Origin of the sequence: Paenibacillus sp. FSL R5-0345, from assembly GCF_000758585.1 — a bacterium.
Classification (GTDB): Bacteria; Bacillota; Bacilli; order Paenibacillales; family Paenibacillaceae; genus Paenibacillus_AQ.
In genome coordinates, this window is sequence record NZ_CP009281.1 from 1124507 (window position 1) to 1140377 (window position 15871).

Genomic DNA, 15871 nt, shown 5'->3' on the forward strand with positions numbered 1-15871 from the left:
ACAACTTGAATAATAATAAACTCACACATCATGGAGCCGGCGATAAGTTGTATAAGGTCCTCATCTATGTTGTGCTGATCCTACTAGCGATTATCATCATCGTCCCTGTAGCTTGGGCGTTTATGGCCTCCATCAAACAGAATGTAGAATTTTATGCTAATCCTTGGGCTCTTCCAAAAGGAATTTATCTACAGAACTTTGCGGATGCTTGGCAGAAAGCTAAGATGGGCAGTTACATGTTCAACTCCGTAATCGTAACTGTGATTGCGATCGCGCTTCTGCTGGTCATTGCCTTACCTGCTGCATATGTGCTTGCACGTTATAAATTCAAGGGAAGCGTCATCTTGAATTTGATGTTTATGGCAGGATTATTTATCAATGTGAATTATATTGTTGTTCCGATCTTCCTTATGCTCAATAACGGTGACAAGGTCGCTCGCAATTTATTTGGACAGCCGATACTCCTGAATAATTTATTCATTCTGGCACTTGTCTATGCTGCAATGGCGCTTCCGTTCACGATTTATCTATTGGGGGGCTACTTTAAATCATTACCTAGGGAATTTGAAGAAGCTGCTTCTGTAGATGGTGCAAGCTATTTCCGAACGATGGTGCAGGTTATTATGCCAATGGCTAAACCTAGCATTGTAACGGTTATCTTGTTTAATTTCCTCTCCTTCTGGAACGAATATATCATTTCGATGACTTTACTGACGAAGCCAGGACTTCGAACATTACCAGTTGGTTTAATGAATCTGATGGCTGCTCAGAAATCAGCTGTCGAATATGGACAAATGTATGCAGGTCTAGTAATAGTCATGCTGCCAACCCTTATTCTTTATATGTTAGTACAAAAGAAGCTTACCCAAGGCATGACCATGGGCGGGTTGAAAGGTTAAGGTGATACCATGAGTAATCCGTTACGCAATTTGTTGATGCTGATTGTCTTCATCTTCGCGCTAGTACTCGTTATTATTGGGCAAAAAAATATTGGTGCACCCGGGCTCGGAATTATGCTACTGGGGCTGGCACTTCTAATAGGTCTTCTCTGGTTCTATAATCGGAAATTTAAATAAAGGGAGAGTTATTTAAGATGAACAAAGGACGGGTCACGATTCCAACAGATCTGGATGTTATTCCTGAAACCATAGAAGTCATGAAACGTTGGGGTGCGGATGCTGTACGTGATTGCGATGGTACTGATTTCCCAGCAGAATTGCGGGATATCGATGCTAAGGTGTATTCCACTTACTATACCACTCGTAAAGAAAATGGCTGGGCAAAAGCAAATCCGGATGAAATCCAGCAGATGTATCTTATGACGCCTTTTTATACTGCTGAAGGCACTAGTCTCACTATCCCTTTAATGAAGGGACTATATCCAGATATGCTGAAAGTGAATACTCGTGACGATATCAAGCGCTGGTGGGAAGTTATCGATCGTACCACAGGAGATGTGCTATCGACTGAGCAATGGAGCTATAACGAAGAAACGGGCAGTGTTATTATTCAAGCAAGTCCCTTTCACGATTACACGGTTAGTTTTCTAGCCTATATTATGTGGGATCCCGTTCATATGTACAATGCGGTCACGAATGGTTGGGAAAATGTTGAGCCTCAGATCACCTTTGATGTTCGCCAACCGAAGTCGCGTGAGTTCACAATGCAACGACTACGTCAATTTATTGATGAACATCCATATGTCAATGTCATTCGATTTACGACTTTCTTCCACCAATTCACACTCGTCTTCGATGAGCTTGCACGTGAGAAATATGTGGATTGGTATGGTTATTCAGCATCGGTTAGTCCTTATATTCTTGAACAATTTGAACAAGAGATAGGCTATCCGTTTAGAGCCGAATATATCATTGATCAGGGCTACTATAATAATAACTATCGCATTCCGACCAAGGAGTTCCAAGACTTTCAGGCATTTCAGCGGCGTGAGGTCGCCGTGCTTGCTAAGGAATTAGTCGATATTACTCACGAATATGGAAAGACAGCCATGATGTTTCTTGGTGATCACTGGATTGGTACCGAGCCATTTATGGAAGAATTCTCATCGATTGGGGTAGATGCTGTCGTCGGTAGTGTAGGCAATGGTTCCACCCTTCGGCTGATCAGCGATATACCTGGTGTGAATTATACAGAGGGACGTTTCCTACCGTATTTCTTCCCTGATACATTCTATGAGGGTGGAGATCCTGTACGTGAAGCCAAAGTAAACTGGGTCACAGCAAGACGAGCGATTCTTCGTAAGCCGATTGACCGAATTGGTTATGGTGGATATTTGAAGCTGGCACTGGATTTTCCGGATTTCATGAGCTACATCGAGAGTGTGTGTGATGAATTCCGTACTTTGTATGATAATGTACACGGAACAACACCGTACAGTGTCAAAACCGTTGCAGTACTCAACTGCTGGGGTAAAATGCGTGCATGGGGTAATCATATGGTTCATCATGCCCTTTATCAAAAACAAAATTATAGCTATGCAGGGATCATAGAGACGTTATCTGGTGCACCCTTTGATGTCAAATTCATTAGCTTTGATGATATTAAGAATGACCCCTCTATCCTTAAAGGAATCGATGTCATTTTGAATGTAGGGGATGGCGATACGGCCTACACAGGTGGGGATTGGTGGCTGGATACAGATATTGTAACAGCAGTGAAGCAATTTGTTCATGAGGGCGGAGGATTCATCGGAGTGGGCGAACCCGCAGCTCATCAAGCGAACGGAAGGTACTTCCAGCTTGCAAGCATCCTCGGTGTTGAGCAAGAAAAAGGATTCACTCTCGGTTATGATAAATATAACTGGGAAGAGCAGGATCATTTTATTACTGAAGACTTCGGAGTAGATGATAAAGGAAAGAAGATTATCGATTTCGGTGAAGGAAAGAAGAATATATTTGCTCTCGAAGGCACCACTGTCCTTCGTCAGGTTGATAAAGAAGTTCAACTTGCAGTGAATGAATTCGGTAGTGGACGATCTGTCTACATCAGTGGATTGCCTTATAGTTTTGAGAACAGTCGCTTACTTTACCGTGCAATCCTCTGGAGCACTCACAGCGACCACGAGCTAAATCGCTGGTTCAGTGAAAACTATAACGTTGAGGTTCATGCCTATGTTAAGAATGGTAAATACTGCGTCGTGAACAACACTTATGAGCCACAGGAAACTGTCGTTTATCGTGGTGATGGCTCTAGCTTCTCACTCAAGCTGGAAGCGAATGAGATCAAGTGGTACGAAATCTAAACATAATATCAGCACAAAGAAGCTGTACCAAAGTCATGAAAATGGCTATTTGGTACAGCTTTGTTTTTTAATTAGGATTAACGTGTTCGCTTAGGTGAACGCTTCCGCTTTTATCTCTTTGTATGCGAAACGGGTACGCCTCTTGCTACTTTATACTTTTAAACTCGTTTCTTATATGTTATAACTAATGCTACATTCTGAAGATCATTTGCGTAGCTTTGATTACTTGAGGGGAGATTTAGTTTTTGCAATCACCACAGACACAAGACAACAAGAATTCGTTATATATTATTTTACTTATTACGGGGATTGTTCTGGTAGCCTTTAATTTACGGCCCGCTATTACATCGGTTGGTCCACTAGTGGGAATTATACAAGAGGATGTAGGGCTTGCACATTGGAGTGCAGGTTTATTAATGAGTATACCTTTGATATCCTTTGCTGTTATGTCGTCTCTCGTTCCCAAAATCGCTACTCGTTTATCCAACGAGAAGACACTATTGTTAGGTTTAGTTGTTCTTTTGGTTGGTATTTGTATCCGTTCTATTTCAATGACGCTCTTTATTTTCTTTGGAACGTTATTGGTGGGGGTAGGAATAGCCATTGGAAATGTTCTTTTGCCGGTAGTTGTGAAGGAGAAATTCCCTCAAAGGTTCGGTCTAATGACAAGTGTTTATTCCACTTCAATGGGATTATTTGCATCGTTAGCATCAGGTATTAGTATTCCTCTAGCTCATGATCTGAAGCTTGGGTGGGACGGAGCTTTAATTGTATGGGGAATTCCGACAATCATAGCGATCTTGGTATGGATCGTTCTGCTTCGATTAAATCCAGCCAAAGGTAAGGCAATAAAAAGCGTAAGTGTCAGTGCTAAGCAAATCTGGCGTTCACCACTCGCTTGGAAAATAGCTCTATTCATGGGGTTTCAGTCTTCATTATTTTATATAACAATGTCTTGGTTACCTGAAATCTTATATAACTATGGCATAAGTAGAGGTACAGCAGGCTGGTTGCTATCCTTCACACAAATTGTAGGCGTACCTGCTAGCTTTCTTGTTCCTATTCTGGCTGGACGACTACGCTCTCAAGTGTGGATTGCATTTGCATTAGGCATGTGCTCCATTGTTGGTTATGGTGGACTATGGATGGGCTCATCTTACCCAATAATGATCCTAAGTATTATCTTAATTGGTATCGCTTTGGGAGGGAATTTTCCACTGGCGTTAAGTTATATCGGAATTCGTGCTCGAAATGGAAATCAAGCTGCAGAGTTATCTGGGATGGCTCAATCAACGGGATACATGCTTGCAGCCATAGGACCTATATTGATCGGATATTTATACGATATGACCCAAGTGTGGACGATTCCACTGATCACACTGTTCGTTATTTCTGGACTCGTGATGACGTTTGGAATGTTGTCTGGCCGAGATAAGTATGTCTAAGAAAACTCCCCATATAGTAGACAGGTGAAATAATGAACCCTGCTGCTGTATGGGGAGCTTTTTTTTAAAATATAAGCAAGTATAAGTTTTACACCCTACTTTATGTCTTATATTTCTCGCATAAACGCTTATCGTCCTAATAAGGACGCCGAAGGCGTTTATGCTTAAATCGTTTTGTTTAAAATGCTATATATCTTTAATGCTAATTGAATCCGCAGTAGTTCTTCTGAATGCTTTAAGTCCAGATTTAGGATTTCTTTAATCTTCTCGATTCGATAGATAAGTGTGTTTCTGTGCAAAAACATAGCCTTTGAAGTTTCGGTGACATTCAGATTGTTAATAAAGTAATTTTCTAAAGTTAACATATAACTTGTACCATGTAATTGATCATGATCAAACACCTTACCTAGACACTTTCGGAAAAATTCTTCTAAGGCTACGACTTTGATATTGGCTTCCAACAGGTGGTAAACCGAATAATCCTCGAAATGTGAGACCTTGTTTTGAAGGTTTTTTTGTTGCATTAATTTAATCATTTCGTTCGCCTCAGAAAAGCTTTTATGCAGCGAGCTGATTGTACTATATTGCTGACCAATGCCTATTAAGAGTGTTTCCTTCGTTTTTTGAATAAGTACCTCGAGTAGTTCATTCGCATATAACTTGGCATCACTAATCGAAACAGGAGGTCTTTCTTCATTTTGTCCTACTAGAATGATGACTCTGTTATTTCTATAAAAGCACTTAATTTCTCCAATCGCTTGATGCGAATAGTTATAAATGATATCCACACACTTTTTGGCAGTGGACTCCATTTTGTACTTTCCAATAATCATATCTTCAAACTTGTCTGCTTCATTCATTTCAATATTTATCACCATACTGTAATACATATAGCTCGGATTTAATCCATGAAGATAGCATAAGGTTTGCAGCGCTTCCTGCGAAGAGATTTTCCCCGAAAGTAAATCATCAATGGAGTCCTGCTTAATTCTTATTTCAAGTTCGCTAATTTCCTTTGCTTTGATCAGCTCGAGTGCCATGATGGTGGAGGCTTGCTGCAAAATAATGTAATCAAATTCGGATAACTCTTGTACCGTCTGCCAAATCACAATATAGCCATAAATATAGTTAGAAGCAGCGACAGGAATGACCCGACATTTTATTTCCGCACCTTCTGAACGATAGGTCCTCTTAATAGACTTTTTCATTTCATTTAGATTGGTGGGAATGGTATCGATGAACGCTTTATTAAAAACAGGCTGTCGATTTGAAAAATCAAGATAATACTCGAGTGGGCTGTTGTTCTTCGCATGCTCTGTGTGATGCAGTAATCGCCAATCCTTGTCTACGATGATAATAGGATTACTAATCGTTTCAGATAACATGGAGGTTATCTTTTCAATACCGCCGCCTTCAAGGGTGATTTTGAAGAACAAGTTATGTATATCTAAAGTTTTTCTATTGAGCAGATCATATCTTCCGGAAACCTTCTCATTAATGATCGAGATCATGTTAGAGAGTGTATATTCAAAAGGCAGTTCCAGAAGGGGTAAGCCGTACTTATTGGCTTCATCAATCATGTTCTGTGGAAGCTTGTCAAAGTACCGTTTCATTTTCACAACCAATCCTGAACAGTTGAGCTCTGCAAGCTCCTTAATTATTCGGTTTTGTAATTCTGCATTATTTTTAAAGATATAGCCTGTCGATAAGAGTAGTTCGTTAGGTGAAAGCCAGTCAAAGGCATCAGGATTCTCTATAATGTTAACGATGGATATGGATTTATCAATTCCTGTTTCTCCAGCCACAATTTTGATTCCCTCTATAGCCTTGATCTTCATTAAGTCTTTAACGGTTAGCAATTTTTGGCACGCTCCTCAGACACACTTTTAACACATTCCCTTGTATAACATGCACAAATAGGATGCACTCTTTTTGGTTCGCTTAAACGATGACGATCCCTACCAGTATATTATATATTAAGTGCGTAAGGTAGTTACGCTCTAAGTTACCTTTGTACGATGTAACCAAATGATATTATCCAATCCATTTATCAATCTTTAGACGTGTAAAGGAGGTCAATCACCTTTTTTAAAATAAGGAATTAAAACAGAGGTGACGCTAGTGAGATTTGCAAAATCCGGTGATGACGATTTTATTCAGCAAATCAATCATCATAAGTTTCATGGTTTTGTTCATAGCACGTTTAATCGTACACTCAATATTCAATGTTTGGATAGTGGTGATTTGTATACTATTGCGTGTAAGGGAATCGATAATGCGCCTAATACACTTATTATTGACTTAGAAGACTTTGAAGAAGCAGATATTAAGGTGAATGACCTTGTAAGTTCGGATCATTCGGTTCTGTCGATTACTAATAAGATGTCTATAACAATAGAAGGTATTAAGAATTGGACTTGTATATTGCCCGAGTACCCTTCAGTAGCGGATGTCTTAGAAATGAATTTATCCACCATGAAGCAATATATCAAACTTCACGGAAATAACAGCAAAATTGAAAGGGCTTTCAAAAGTGGCAATCCTTTTGACGATGAAATGTCTAGAATGCTTCATGAACGGACGCAGTTACTTGTATCGGAATTGCAAAATAAGCGAATGGCTACTGCAATCATACATGCAGCTTCGCTCATAGGCCTTGGACCAGGCTTAACGCCAGCCGGTGATGATTTCTTGGTGGGATTGTTTACCGTCTTTAACATCGAGAATCATCAATACTTTTCACACCATTCGTTTTGTGAAGAAGTCGTCTTACATGCGAAAGCTTTAACCAATGATATCAGCTATATGGCATTAGCAAAAGCAGCCGCAGGCCAGGTAAGAGAGTCCATTATTGATTTAATGGAGGCTTTATTTAGAGGTAGTGAAGAAGAATTAATCTCATCTTTACGAAGGGTATTGGCTATAGGCTCCACGTCGGGTACAGATATAGCCCTAGGAATTATTGCAGGGCTGGAAATGAACATGTAAATGGGAGGTACAAATATGACTGTACAAGTTTTAGTAAAACCAAACACTTATATCGATTCCGTATCTTTGATGTCACTCTCAACAAAAGCGAATCAGATCGAAATCGTAGAACAAGCCATTATTGCAATGGGTACTGAAATGAATAAAGAGGTCATTAGAAATGTGGGCTTGATGACCCCTGAAGTAGAAAGTGCCAAAACAAGTGACTTAGTGATTATTGTGAAGGCTGCCTCTGAAGAGCTATGTGAGCGTGCTTTCGAAAGTATCAATGTATTATTAACGAAAAAGAAAGATTCCTCTAAAGGAAAGAGTGAAGTTAAATACTCAACAATTACCTCAGCTGTAAACGGTACTCCTGATGCTAACTTAGCGATTATTGCGGTAAATGGGAGTTACGCTCCTAGAGAAGCAAGAAAAGCGCTTGAAAATAATCTTCACGTCATGTTGTTTAGCGACAATGTAAGTATTGAAGATGAAATTGAATTAAAAACTTTAGCCCAAGAAAAAGGCTTGCTAATGATGGGGCCAGACTGTGGTACTGCAATTATTGGTAATGTCGCTTTGTGTTTTGCAAATGCCGTGAGAAAAGGCAATATTGGGATCGTCGGCGCATCAGGAACAGGTAGCCAAGAGGTAACGGTTCGTATTCATGAATTTGGCGGTGGAATCACACAGTTGATCGGTACGGGCGGTAGAGATCTAAGTGAAGAGGTTGGCGGCATTATGATGCTGGCTGGAATTAAAGCTTTAGAAGAGGATGATGCAACGAAGGTTATTGTTCTCGTATCTAAACCACCAGCACCAAGTGTAGAAGAGAAAGTACTAGCACAAATTAAACAATGTAAGAAACCAGTTGTGGTTTGGTTTGTGGGTGGAAATGAAGAAAAGGTCACCCAAGCTGGCGGTCATTTTGCAAAAATGTCAAAAGAAGCGGCACTTAAAGCGGTGCTTTTAGCTGGAGCAGACGAATCGAAGCTTAACAAACGTGCGTTAAATCTTCCGCTTATTGAAGAAGTACGTGCAAAGTTAAAGCCTGAGCAAAAGTATATCCGTGGACTATTTAGTGGCGGTACGCTTTGTGATGAAGCGATGCACATTGCTATGGAGAAATTCGACAATGTCTACAGTAACATTCAGAGAGATCCTGAATATCGCTTAAAAGATGTTAGAGTAAGCCAAGATCATACCTTTATAGACTTCGGAGATGACCAATTTACACAAGGTAAACCACATCCAATGATAGATCCATCCACTCGGATTGAAAGATTTATTCAAGAAGCGAAAGATCCTTCTGTCGGTGTTATTGTGATGGACTTTGTTCTAGGCTTCGGAGCACACGAAGATCCTGTAGGCGCAATGCTTCCAGCAATTATCGAAGCGAAGCAAGCCGCGGAAGATGAAGGAAGACATCTAGAGATTATTGGATACATTCTTGGAACCGAGCTAGATAGTCAAAATATTGAAGGTCAAATTAATAAATTGTTAGCTTCTGGTGCTACACATGCTAGCAGCAGTCAGAACGCAGGTCTACTAGCAAGAGAATTCGTTGTGAAAGGAGAATAGTCATGAGTAAAATCAATGAACTTTTTACGAATAAACTAAATGTCATTAATGTAGGCATTGAGAACTTTAGAGATGATTTGTTAAAGCAAAACGCGAATGTAACTCACTTGGAGTGGATGCCGCCAGGGAGAGGGAACCCAGAATTAATTGCTGCGCTGGATAAGCTTGAAGATCCAAGTGTTACAGATAAGATTGAAGCTGCTAACAAAGAGGCTGTCGAGCGAATTATTAATTCCCAGCCGGTACTAATTGGCTTTGACCAAGCGATCAATGTGGTTCCGGGCATGACGAAAAATACGATTTTACATGCTGGCCCGCCAATCACTTGGGAACGTATGAATGGTCCGATGAAAGGTGCGGTAACAGGAGCCATTGTATTTGAAGGCCTTGCCCCAAATATTGAAGAAGCCGCTGAACTAGCTGCATCTGGAGAGATTACCTTCTCGCCATGTCATGAACATAACTGTGTAGGCTCCATGGCTGGTGTCACATCCGCTTCCATGTTTATGCATATTGTTGAGAATAAAACTTATGGCAATATTGCTTATACAAACTTAAGTGAGCAAATGTCCAAAATCCTTCGTATGGGTGCCAATGATGAGAGTGTTATCCAGCGTCTGATTTGGATGCGTGATGTCTTGGGTCCTATTTTAAGAGATGCGATGAAACTAAATCCAAATGGCATTGACCTGCGTTTAATGCTATCCCAAGCCCTTCATATGGGGGACGAGTGTCATAACCGAAATGTAGCTGGAACAACCCTGCTCATTCAAGCGCTAACGCCTTATATTATCCAAACCGATTTTACCGTTGAACAGAAAAAAGAAGTGTTTGAATTCGTTAGCAGCAGCGACTATTTCTCGGGTCCAACATGGATGGCGCTTTGTAAATGTGCCCTTGATGCTGCGCACGGCATTGAGAATAGTACCATTGTTACCACAATGGCTCGTAACGGAGTGGAATTTGGTATTCGTGTGAGCGGAATAGCTGGAAACGTGTGGTTTACAGGTCCTGCACAACAAGTAATTGGTCCTATGTTTGCCGGTTACAAACCAGAAGATTCTGGTCTTGATATAGGTGACAGTGCGATCACAGAGACCTATGGCATTGGCGGATTTGCTATGGCAACTGCACCGGCGATTGTGTCGCTTGTGGGTGGTACCGTTGATGATGCAATCAGCTACACCACAAAAATGGCGGAAATCACAACCACTGAAAATCCGAACGTGACGATTCCAATGCTTGACTTTATAGGGATTCCTACAGGTATTGATATTCAAAAAGTTATTCAAACTGGAATTATGCCGATTATTAATACAGCTATTGCACATAAAGATGCCGGGATTGGAATGATTGGTGCAGGTATCGTTAACCCTCCAATCGAAGCATTTGAACAAGCATTACTTGCATTAAGTGAAAATATTAAATAAGAAAAGGGCTAACTTGTTTAGCCCACCATTCTTATTTCGAACTAGACGGACATCTCGTGTTAGGTTGTGAAGGAGTGAACAATTTTGGATAGTCTATCCTTGAATACAAAACTTATTGAGGCGAGTGAACAGGGAGAACTCGCTTCTGTTGAGAAACTATTAGGCGAAGGTGCCAGTGTTGATTATAAAGATGCTGCTGGGCGAACAGCGCTAATGGCGGCAACACAAAACAATCAAATCGCGATTGCTAAAAGATTAATAGAAGCAGGAAGTGACGTAAACACCAGAGATATTACCCAACTCTCACCGTTTATTTGCTCGGCAGCAAATGGATTCTATGAAATTCTGCGTCTCATGATTGCTGGTGGTGCTGATTTGAAGAGCGTGAATCGATTTGGAGGAACAGCGCTGTTACCATCGAGCGAAAAGGGCTACTTAAAAACCGTAGAAGCGTGTATTGATGCTGGGGTGCCAGTGAATCATGTCAATGACTTAGGCTGGTCAGCCCTGCTTGAAGCAGTCATATTGGGGAATGGCGGACGACTATATTCTGACATTATTGAAGCGCTTGTTCATGCAGGGGCAGATGTGCATTTGCCTGATCGAGATGGGCTCTCATCCCTACAACATGCCGAAGAGAACGGTCAGCATAAAGTCGTGAAGATTCTAGAACATAGCTTCCAAGAAAATAACGAAGTTGTGAAGCAGGCAAAGGCTCTCGCTAACAGCGATCAATATGAAGAAGCTATATCTGTCATGGACAGGGCGCTGGAAGTGGATGCTGACAACCTGGATTTCATCTATTATAAAGGTTATTTCTTGCAGGAATTAAAGAGATACGAAGAGGCACTTCAATGCTATGAAAGCGTTTTATCTATGGATCCTGCTAATTTAGAATTCTATTTCTATACAGCGAATTGTTTAAGACTATGGAAAAAACCTGAGGAGGCTCTTCAGGAATATGATAAAGCCTGTGAGCTGGCACCTAATGAAACGTTCTATCGTTACCACAAATCAAATTATTTAAGAGAGCTTGGGAGACACGAAGAAGCAGTTATTGAGATGGATAAGCTGCTAGCTCTTCAGCCGAATAGATATGACTTCTCCTTCCATAAGGCGAACAGTCTAAGATCACTTGGGAAGCATAAAGAAGCCATTGAAGCCATCGAAAACGCAATAAAGAATGACCCAACGAACCCGTTATACCATTCACACAAAAAGCAATCTATTGGGTTACTCGGTTAGAGCATAAGAATTGCAACATAGGAGGCACCAGATGAAAGAGACTATAATCGTTGCTATTGGCGGAAACTCATTGGTCAAGGAAAATGGCTTGGATTCGATTCATGACCAATCTGAAGCAGTAAAAGAAGTGGTCGTCAATATTGTTGATATGGTGCAAGAAGGCTACAATGTCGTCGTTACTCATGGTAACGGGCCACAAGTAGGGTTTGGACTAAGAAGATCTGAGATTGCACATGAGATTGCCGGTATGTCTCCTGTTCCACTAGTGAACTGTGGAGCTGATACACAAGGTGGAATCGGTTATTTAATTCAACAAGCTTTAATTAATGAATTTGCAGTTAGAGGGATCCATAAGAATGTGGCTACGGTTATCACGCAAGTTGAAGTAAGCTCAGAAGATCCTAATTTTAAGAATCCGACGAAGCCGGTGGGATCTTTCTTTTCCCAAGAGCAAGCTGAAGAAATGAAACAAGAGCATCCTGAATGGAGCTTTGTAGAAGACTCTGGCCGAGGATACCGTAGAGTGGTTCCGTCCCCAAGACCTATAGATATTGTGGAGAAAGACGCAATTAAGTCATTAATCGATGGGGGATTTGTCGTTGTCGCTGCAGGCGGTGGAGGTATCGCAGTCGTGAAGTCTGATGATAACACGTACAAAGGTATCGATGCAGTTATCGATAAGGATTTTGCCACGAGTCTTTTAGCAGAACAAATCCATGCGGAGACATTAATTATTACAACGGGAGTGTCTAGAGTATGCATCAACTATGGTAAGCCGAATCAAAAAGAGCTTTCCAAAATGACGGTTGATGAGACTAAACAATATGTACTGGAAAATCACTTCCCAGCAGGAAGTATGCTGCCTAAAATCGAGGCAAGTTTAAGCTTCTTAGAGAACAGCGGAACGCGGGTTATTATTACGAATCCGGAAAGCTTGAAAGATGCGATTAATGAAAAGGCAGGCACTCATATCGTAAAGTAAATTTAAGATTTTAGTTCCTCCAGACTTCCGTAGTACACCTAATAACTATATTAAGAGGCGGGAAGTGTAGACATGGATCAAGCAAAATTGGAACAAAATTATGATAAGTACAAATCATACGGTTACGGTGAGGAATTACTGCCTAAAAAGCCTGACCAAAGAGACTGGGGAATGTCCAACTATATAACACTCTGGATGGGCGCTGTTCATAATATTATGTCGTATATGACAGTAGCAGGTTTCTTCGTCTTAGGGTTGAACACAACACAAGTGCTTTTTGCCGTCATGCTTTCAGCCATCATTGTCTCCGCATTTTATGCTTTAAATGGGTATTCTGCTTCCAAATACGGGCTGCCATTCGCGATGTTGCTTCGTGATTCGTTTGGGGTAAAGGGAGCGATTATACCTGCATTAATACGAGGCCTTGTTGCCGGATTAGTATTCTTTGGAACCACTACTGTTGTAGGTGCAGAATCGCTAAATGTTATATTTGCCAGATTTATTCCGAATTATATGGATTTAGGCGGTGGCTTTACATTATTCGGGTTAGCATTCCCGACAATGATCTCTTACGCAATTCTTTGGACAGCAACGGTTCTGTTGTTCTTAGGCGGAATGAAAACATTAGGTAAGTTCGGTAACTGGTCATCTCCAGTAGTGTATGTGTTTATTATTGGTGCTGCTGTTTGGGCGATCAAGATTGCTGGAGGGTTCGGACCGATTTTAGAGTATGTACCAGCGAATCCAAGTTCCAGTCCGCTAGTCTTTATCGCTTGCGTGAGTGCATTGGTATCTAACTGGGCGGGTCCTGTGGTGAATATGTCAGACTTCACGCATCGTGCGAAATCACCAAAAGCGGCTATGATTGGATTGCCTGTAGGGTTTATCTTGTCTTATATTCTTTTTGCCATCACTTGTGTGGCTTTAATCGCGGGTACTGAAATTGCCTTTGGTGAACCGATCTTTAATATCGTTCATGCCATTGATAAAATTGAAAACACTTTCGCGGTTGTTGTATTGATTCTTGCGCTAAACGTAGGAGCAATCGCCTTCGTAGTGTTTGCAAACTTATTACCAGCGGGCTTGCAAATGTCATCCCTTTTCCCGAAAAAATTCACTGTAAAGACTGCAGGTGTCTTAACAGCTATTGTTGGAACTTTGATTTTGCCATGGAAGCTTGTAGAAAGTACGACGACCTTATTTTACTTCTATAGCTTTATCGGGTCCATCTTTGGTCCAATTGCGGGTATTATGCTTTCAAGCTTCTTTATTCATCGGAAAAGAGTATTAAATCTTGATAATATCTATGTCCCAACAGGCAGCAACGGTGAATATAAGAATGGTTACAATCCTGTTGCGATGGCTGTTCTAGCAGTCAGCTTCATCCTTCCTATGTCAGGTGCATTTCTTAAGGGTATCCCCTTCCTAGTTAGGATGAATGATTTTGCTTTCTTTAGTGGTTTAATTGTTTCGTTTGTTCTATACACCATCTTTAGCAAAACACTAAAATCATCCCAATTAAACTAGAGGAGGAATTTTGAAATGGATTACATGAAATTGGCGGTAGATGCAACGATCGAGGGTATGAATAAGAAATTTGGGGGCCCGTTTGGTGCAACGATTGTTCGAGGCGATGAAGTAATTGCAGCGGTTAGCAATACGATGATGAGAGATACGGATCCTTCTGCACATGCGGAAATGGTAGCCATCCGAGAAGCCTGCAAAAAGCTAGACACCATGGACTTATCGGATTGCGTAATATACGCAACCTGTGAACCCTGTCCAATGTGTATGGGCGCTATCATTTGGTCAGGTGTTAAAGAAGTTCATTATTGCAGCACAAGAGACGATGCGAAAGAGCATGGCTTCTCTGACATCCACCTTCGTGAATATTTTGTGGGTCATGATGAGAGTGTTGTCAATATGATCAAAGTGGAAGCAAGAGAAGATTGCGATCATTTATGGACGCATTTCCACGAATTAAACAAGAAATAATTCAGGCGGTATCCTATATTTTCCGGCACTATTTTAGTGCCGGATTTTCCTGTTCTTTTACAGAACTACTCAGTAAGATGAAGCTGAAGGAAATCAATCACCTGATGAAGAGCTTTTTGCACTACAGGATTATTGAAATCTTTTTCAAATACATGCTCTCCGTTAGGAATGGTTATAAGCTTTGCGGGTACCCCTTCTTTCACTAGCGCAGCTCTCATGAATGCTGATTGTTCATAGGGTACATCTACATCATTTGTTCCGTGCAATAGCAATGTAGGGGGGAATTCCTTAGTTACATGATGAATAGGACAGAATTTGAGGAGTTCTTCCTTATGTAGAGAAGGATTCAAACCCGTCACTTCTTGTATCCACTGACCGGATTGTCTAGCATATAAATAGAGAAGAAAACGTTCGTCAACGGTTGCGTTCGTAATGATTTGATCGGACACCGTACTTTTTGCAATCTCCATAGAGACGATATCTTTTTCACAATAGAATTTACTAGGTTCTAGTGCCCATTGTGCACTAATATCGCCATATCCATAGAAGGAGACAATCGCACGCGGCTTATGGGTAAACATTCCTGTGCATAGCGCAAGGAAACCACCTGCGGAGCTTCCCACCACAGCAATCCTTGAGGGATCAATGGAGAATTCCTTGGGTCCTTCATTCACTAACCAAAGAAGGCCGTCTTGGACATCTTCAAGGATGTCAGATAGGGTTGATCTAGGAGCTAATCTATAATCAATCGAAAACAGCGCAAAGCCATTATTGGTGTAGAGTTGTATCATTTCCTCGGATAGATCTTCTCGATCACCCCAAAGTAGGCCGCCTCCGTGAATGTATACAATAGCAGGGGCTTGGGAACGGTTTGTTTCATAAAAATCAGCTTTAATTGTAAATTGATCATTTTCTTTAAAAATAACGGTCTTCTTCATCACTATCCAATACACCTCATCAA

General features: G+C 41.0%; 13 protein-coding genes. 11 read left to right on the forward strand and 2 right to left on the reverse strand.

Annotated features, from left to right (window positions below):
- Window positions 1-5 precede the first annotated feature (5 nt).
- The 4 genes from R50345_RS04915 to R50345_RS04925 all read left to right on the forward strand — a co-directional run bounded on the left by R50345_RS04915 (window position 6) and on the right by R50345_RS04925 (window position 4707).
- Window positions 6-899 carry a carbohydrate ABC transporter permease gene (locus tag R50345_RS04915; RefSeq protein ID WP_042124581.1) on the forward strand — a complete coding sequence of 298 codons (894 nt, stop codon included), beginning with the start codon at window positions 6-8 and terminating at the stop codon, window positions 897-899.
- A 9-nt stretch (window positions 900-908) separates the two neighbouring features.
- A complete protein-coding gene (locus tag R50345_RS31575; RefSeq protein ID WP_170880250.1) occupies window positions 909-1076 on the forward strand; it encodes a DUF6903 family protein in 168 nt (55 codons plus the stop codon).
- 17 nt (window positions 1077-1093) lie between these two features.
- Window positions 1094-3262: a 1,3-beta-galactosyl-N-acetylhexosamine phosphorylase gene (gnpA, locus tag R50345_RS04920; RefSeq protein WP_042124583.1), complete on the forward strand. Its 2169-nt coding sequence runs from the start codon at window positions 1094-1096 to the stop codon at window positions 3260-3262.
- Between the two features lie 245 nt (window positions 3263-3507).
- Window positions 3508-4707 carry a CynX/NimT family MFS transporter gene (locus tag R50345_RS04925; RefSeq protein ID WP_042124585.1) on the forward strand — a complete coding sequence of 400 codons (1200 nt, stop codon included), beginning with the start codon at window positions 3508-3510 and terminating at the stop codon, window positions 4705-4707.
- A gap of 164 nt (window positions 4708-4871) precedes the next feature.
- Here the strand turns inward: R50345_RS04925 and R50345_RS04930 are convergent, their stop codons facing one another.
- Window positions 4872-6566, reverse strand: a complete 1695-nt coding sequence (locus R50345_RS04930) for a PucR family transcriptional regulator (RefSeq protein ID WP_042124587.1) — start codon at window positions 6564-6566, stop codon at window positions 4872-4874.
- A gap of 262 nt (window positions 6567-6828) precedes the next feature.
- Here R50345_RS04930 and R50345_RS04935 point away from each other — a divergent pair, with 262 nt between their 5' ends.
- From R50345_RS04935 to R50345_RS04965, 7 genes are all read left to right on the forward strand, one after another.
- Window positions 6829-7695, forward strand: coding sequence for an oxamate carbamoyltransferase subunit AllH family protein (locus tag R50345_RS04935; protein ID WP_042124589.1), 867 nt, complete (start codon window positions 6829-6831; stop codon window positions 7693-7695).
- Window positions 7696-7710: 15 nt separating this feature from the next.
- The gene (gene fdrA, locus R50345_RS04940; protein WP_042124590.1) at window positions 7711-9258 is read left to right on the forward strand and encodes an acyl-CoA synthetase FdrA; all 1548 of its coding nucleotides are present in this window, start codon (window positions 7711-7713) and stop codon (window positions 9256-9258) included.
- Between the two features lie 2 nt (window positions 9259-9260).
- Window positions 9261-10688, forward strand: a complete 1428-nt coding sequence (locus R50345_RS04945; RefSeq protein ID WP_042124592.1) for a YlbE family protein — start codon at window positions 9261-9263, stop codon at window positions 10686-10688.
- Window positions 10689-10772: 84 nt separating this feature from the next.
- Window positions 10773-11933 carry an ankyrin repeat domain-containing protein gene (locus R50345_RS04950; protein ID WP_042124594.1) on the forward strand — a complete coding sequence of 387 codons (1161 nt, stop codon included), beginning with the start codon at window positions 10773-10775 and terminating at the stop codon, window positions 11931-11933.
- A gap of 31 nt (window positions 11934-11964) precedes the next feature.
- A complete protein-coding gene (gene arcC, locus R50345_RS04955; RefSeq protein ID WP_042124596.1) occupies window positions 11965-12915 on the forward strand; it encodes a carbamate kinase in 951 nt (316 codons plus the stop codon).
- A 72-nt stretch (window positions 12916-12987) separates the two neighbouring features.
- A complete protein-coding gene (locus R50345_RS04960; RefSeq protein ID WP_042124598.1) occupies window positions 12988-14442 on the forward strand; it encodes a cytosine permease in 1455 nt (484 codons plus the stop codon).
- A 15-nt stretch (window positions 14443-14457) separates the two neighbouring features.
- Window positions 14458-14910: a nucleoside deaminase gene (locus R50345_RS04965; RefSeq protein WP_042124600.1), complete on the forward strand. Its 453-nt coding sequence runs from the start codon at window positions 14458-14460 to the stop codon at window positions 14908-14910.
- A 65-nt stretch (window positions 14911-14975) separates the two neighbouring features.
- On the opposite strand, the gene R50345_RS04970 is transcribed toward R50345_RS04965, so the two are convergent.
- Entirely contained in the window at window positions 14976-15848 is an 873-nt protein-coding gene (locus R50345_RS04970) for an alpha/beta hydrolase (protein WP_042131873.1), read from the reverse strand.
- Between the last annotated feature and the right edge of the window lie 23 nt (window positions 15849-15871).

Excerpts from the sequence above, each read along its gene's own strand:
- R50345_RS31575 (WP_170880250.1), top strand. The coding sequence starts at position 909 with ATGAGTAATCCGTTACGCAATTTGTTGATGCTGATTGTCTTCATCTTC.
- gnpA (WP_042124583.1), top strand. The coding sequence starts at position 1,094 with ATGAACAAAGGACGGGTCACGATTCCAACAGATCTGGATGTTATTCCT.
- fdrA (WP_042124590.1), top strand. The coding sequence starts at position 7,711 with ATGACTGTACAAGTTTTAGTAAAACCAAACACTTATATCGATTCCGTA.
- R50345_RS04945 (WP_042124592.1), top strand. The coding sequence starts at position 9,261 with ATGAGTAAAATCAATGAACTTTTTACGAATAAACTAAATGTCATTAAT.
- arcC (WP_042124596.1), top strand. The coding sequence starts at position 11,965 with ATGAAAGAGACTATAATCGTTGCTATTGGCGGAAACTCATTGGTCAAG.
- R50345_RS04960 (WP_042124598.1), top strand. The coding sequence starts at position 12,988 with ATGGATCAAGCAAAATTGGAACAAAATTATGATAAGTACAAATCATAC.
- R50345_RS04965 (WP_042124600.1), top strand. The coding sequence starts at position 14,458 with ATGGATTACATGAAATTGGCGGTAGATGCAACGATCGAGGGTATGAAT.
- R50345_RS04970 (WP_042131873.1), bottom strand. The coding sequence starts at position 15,848 with ATGAAGAAGACCGTTATTTTTAAAGAAAATGATCAATTTACAATTAAA.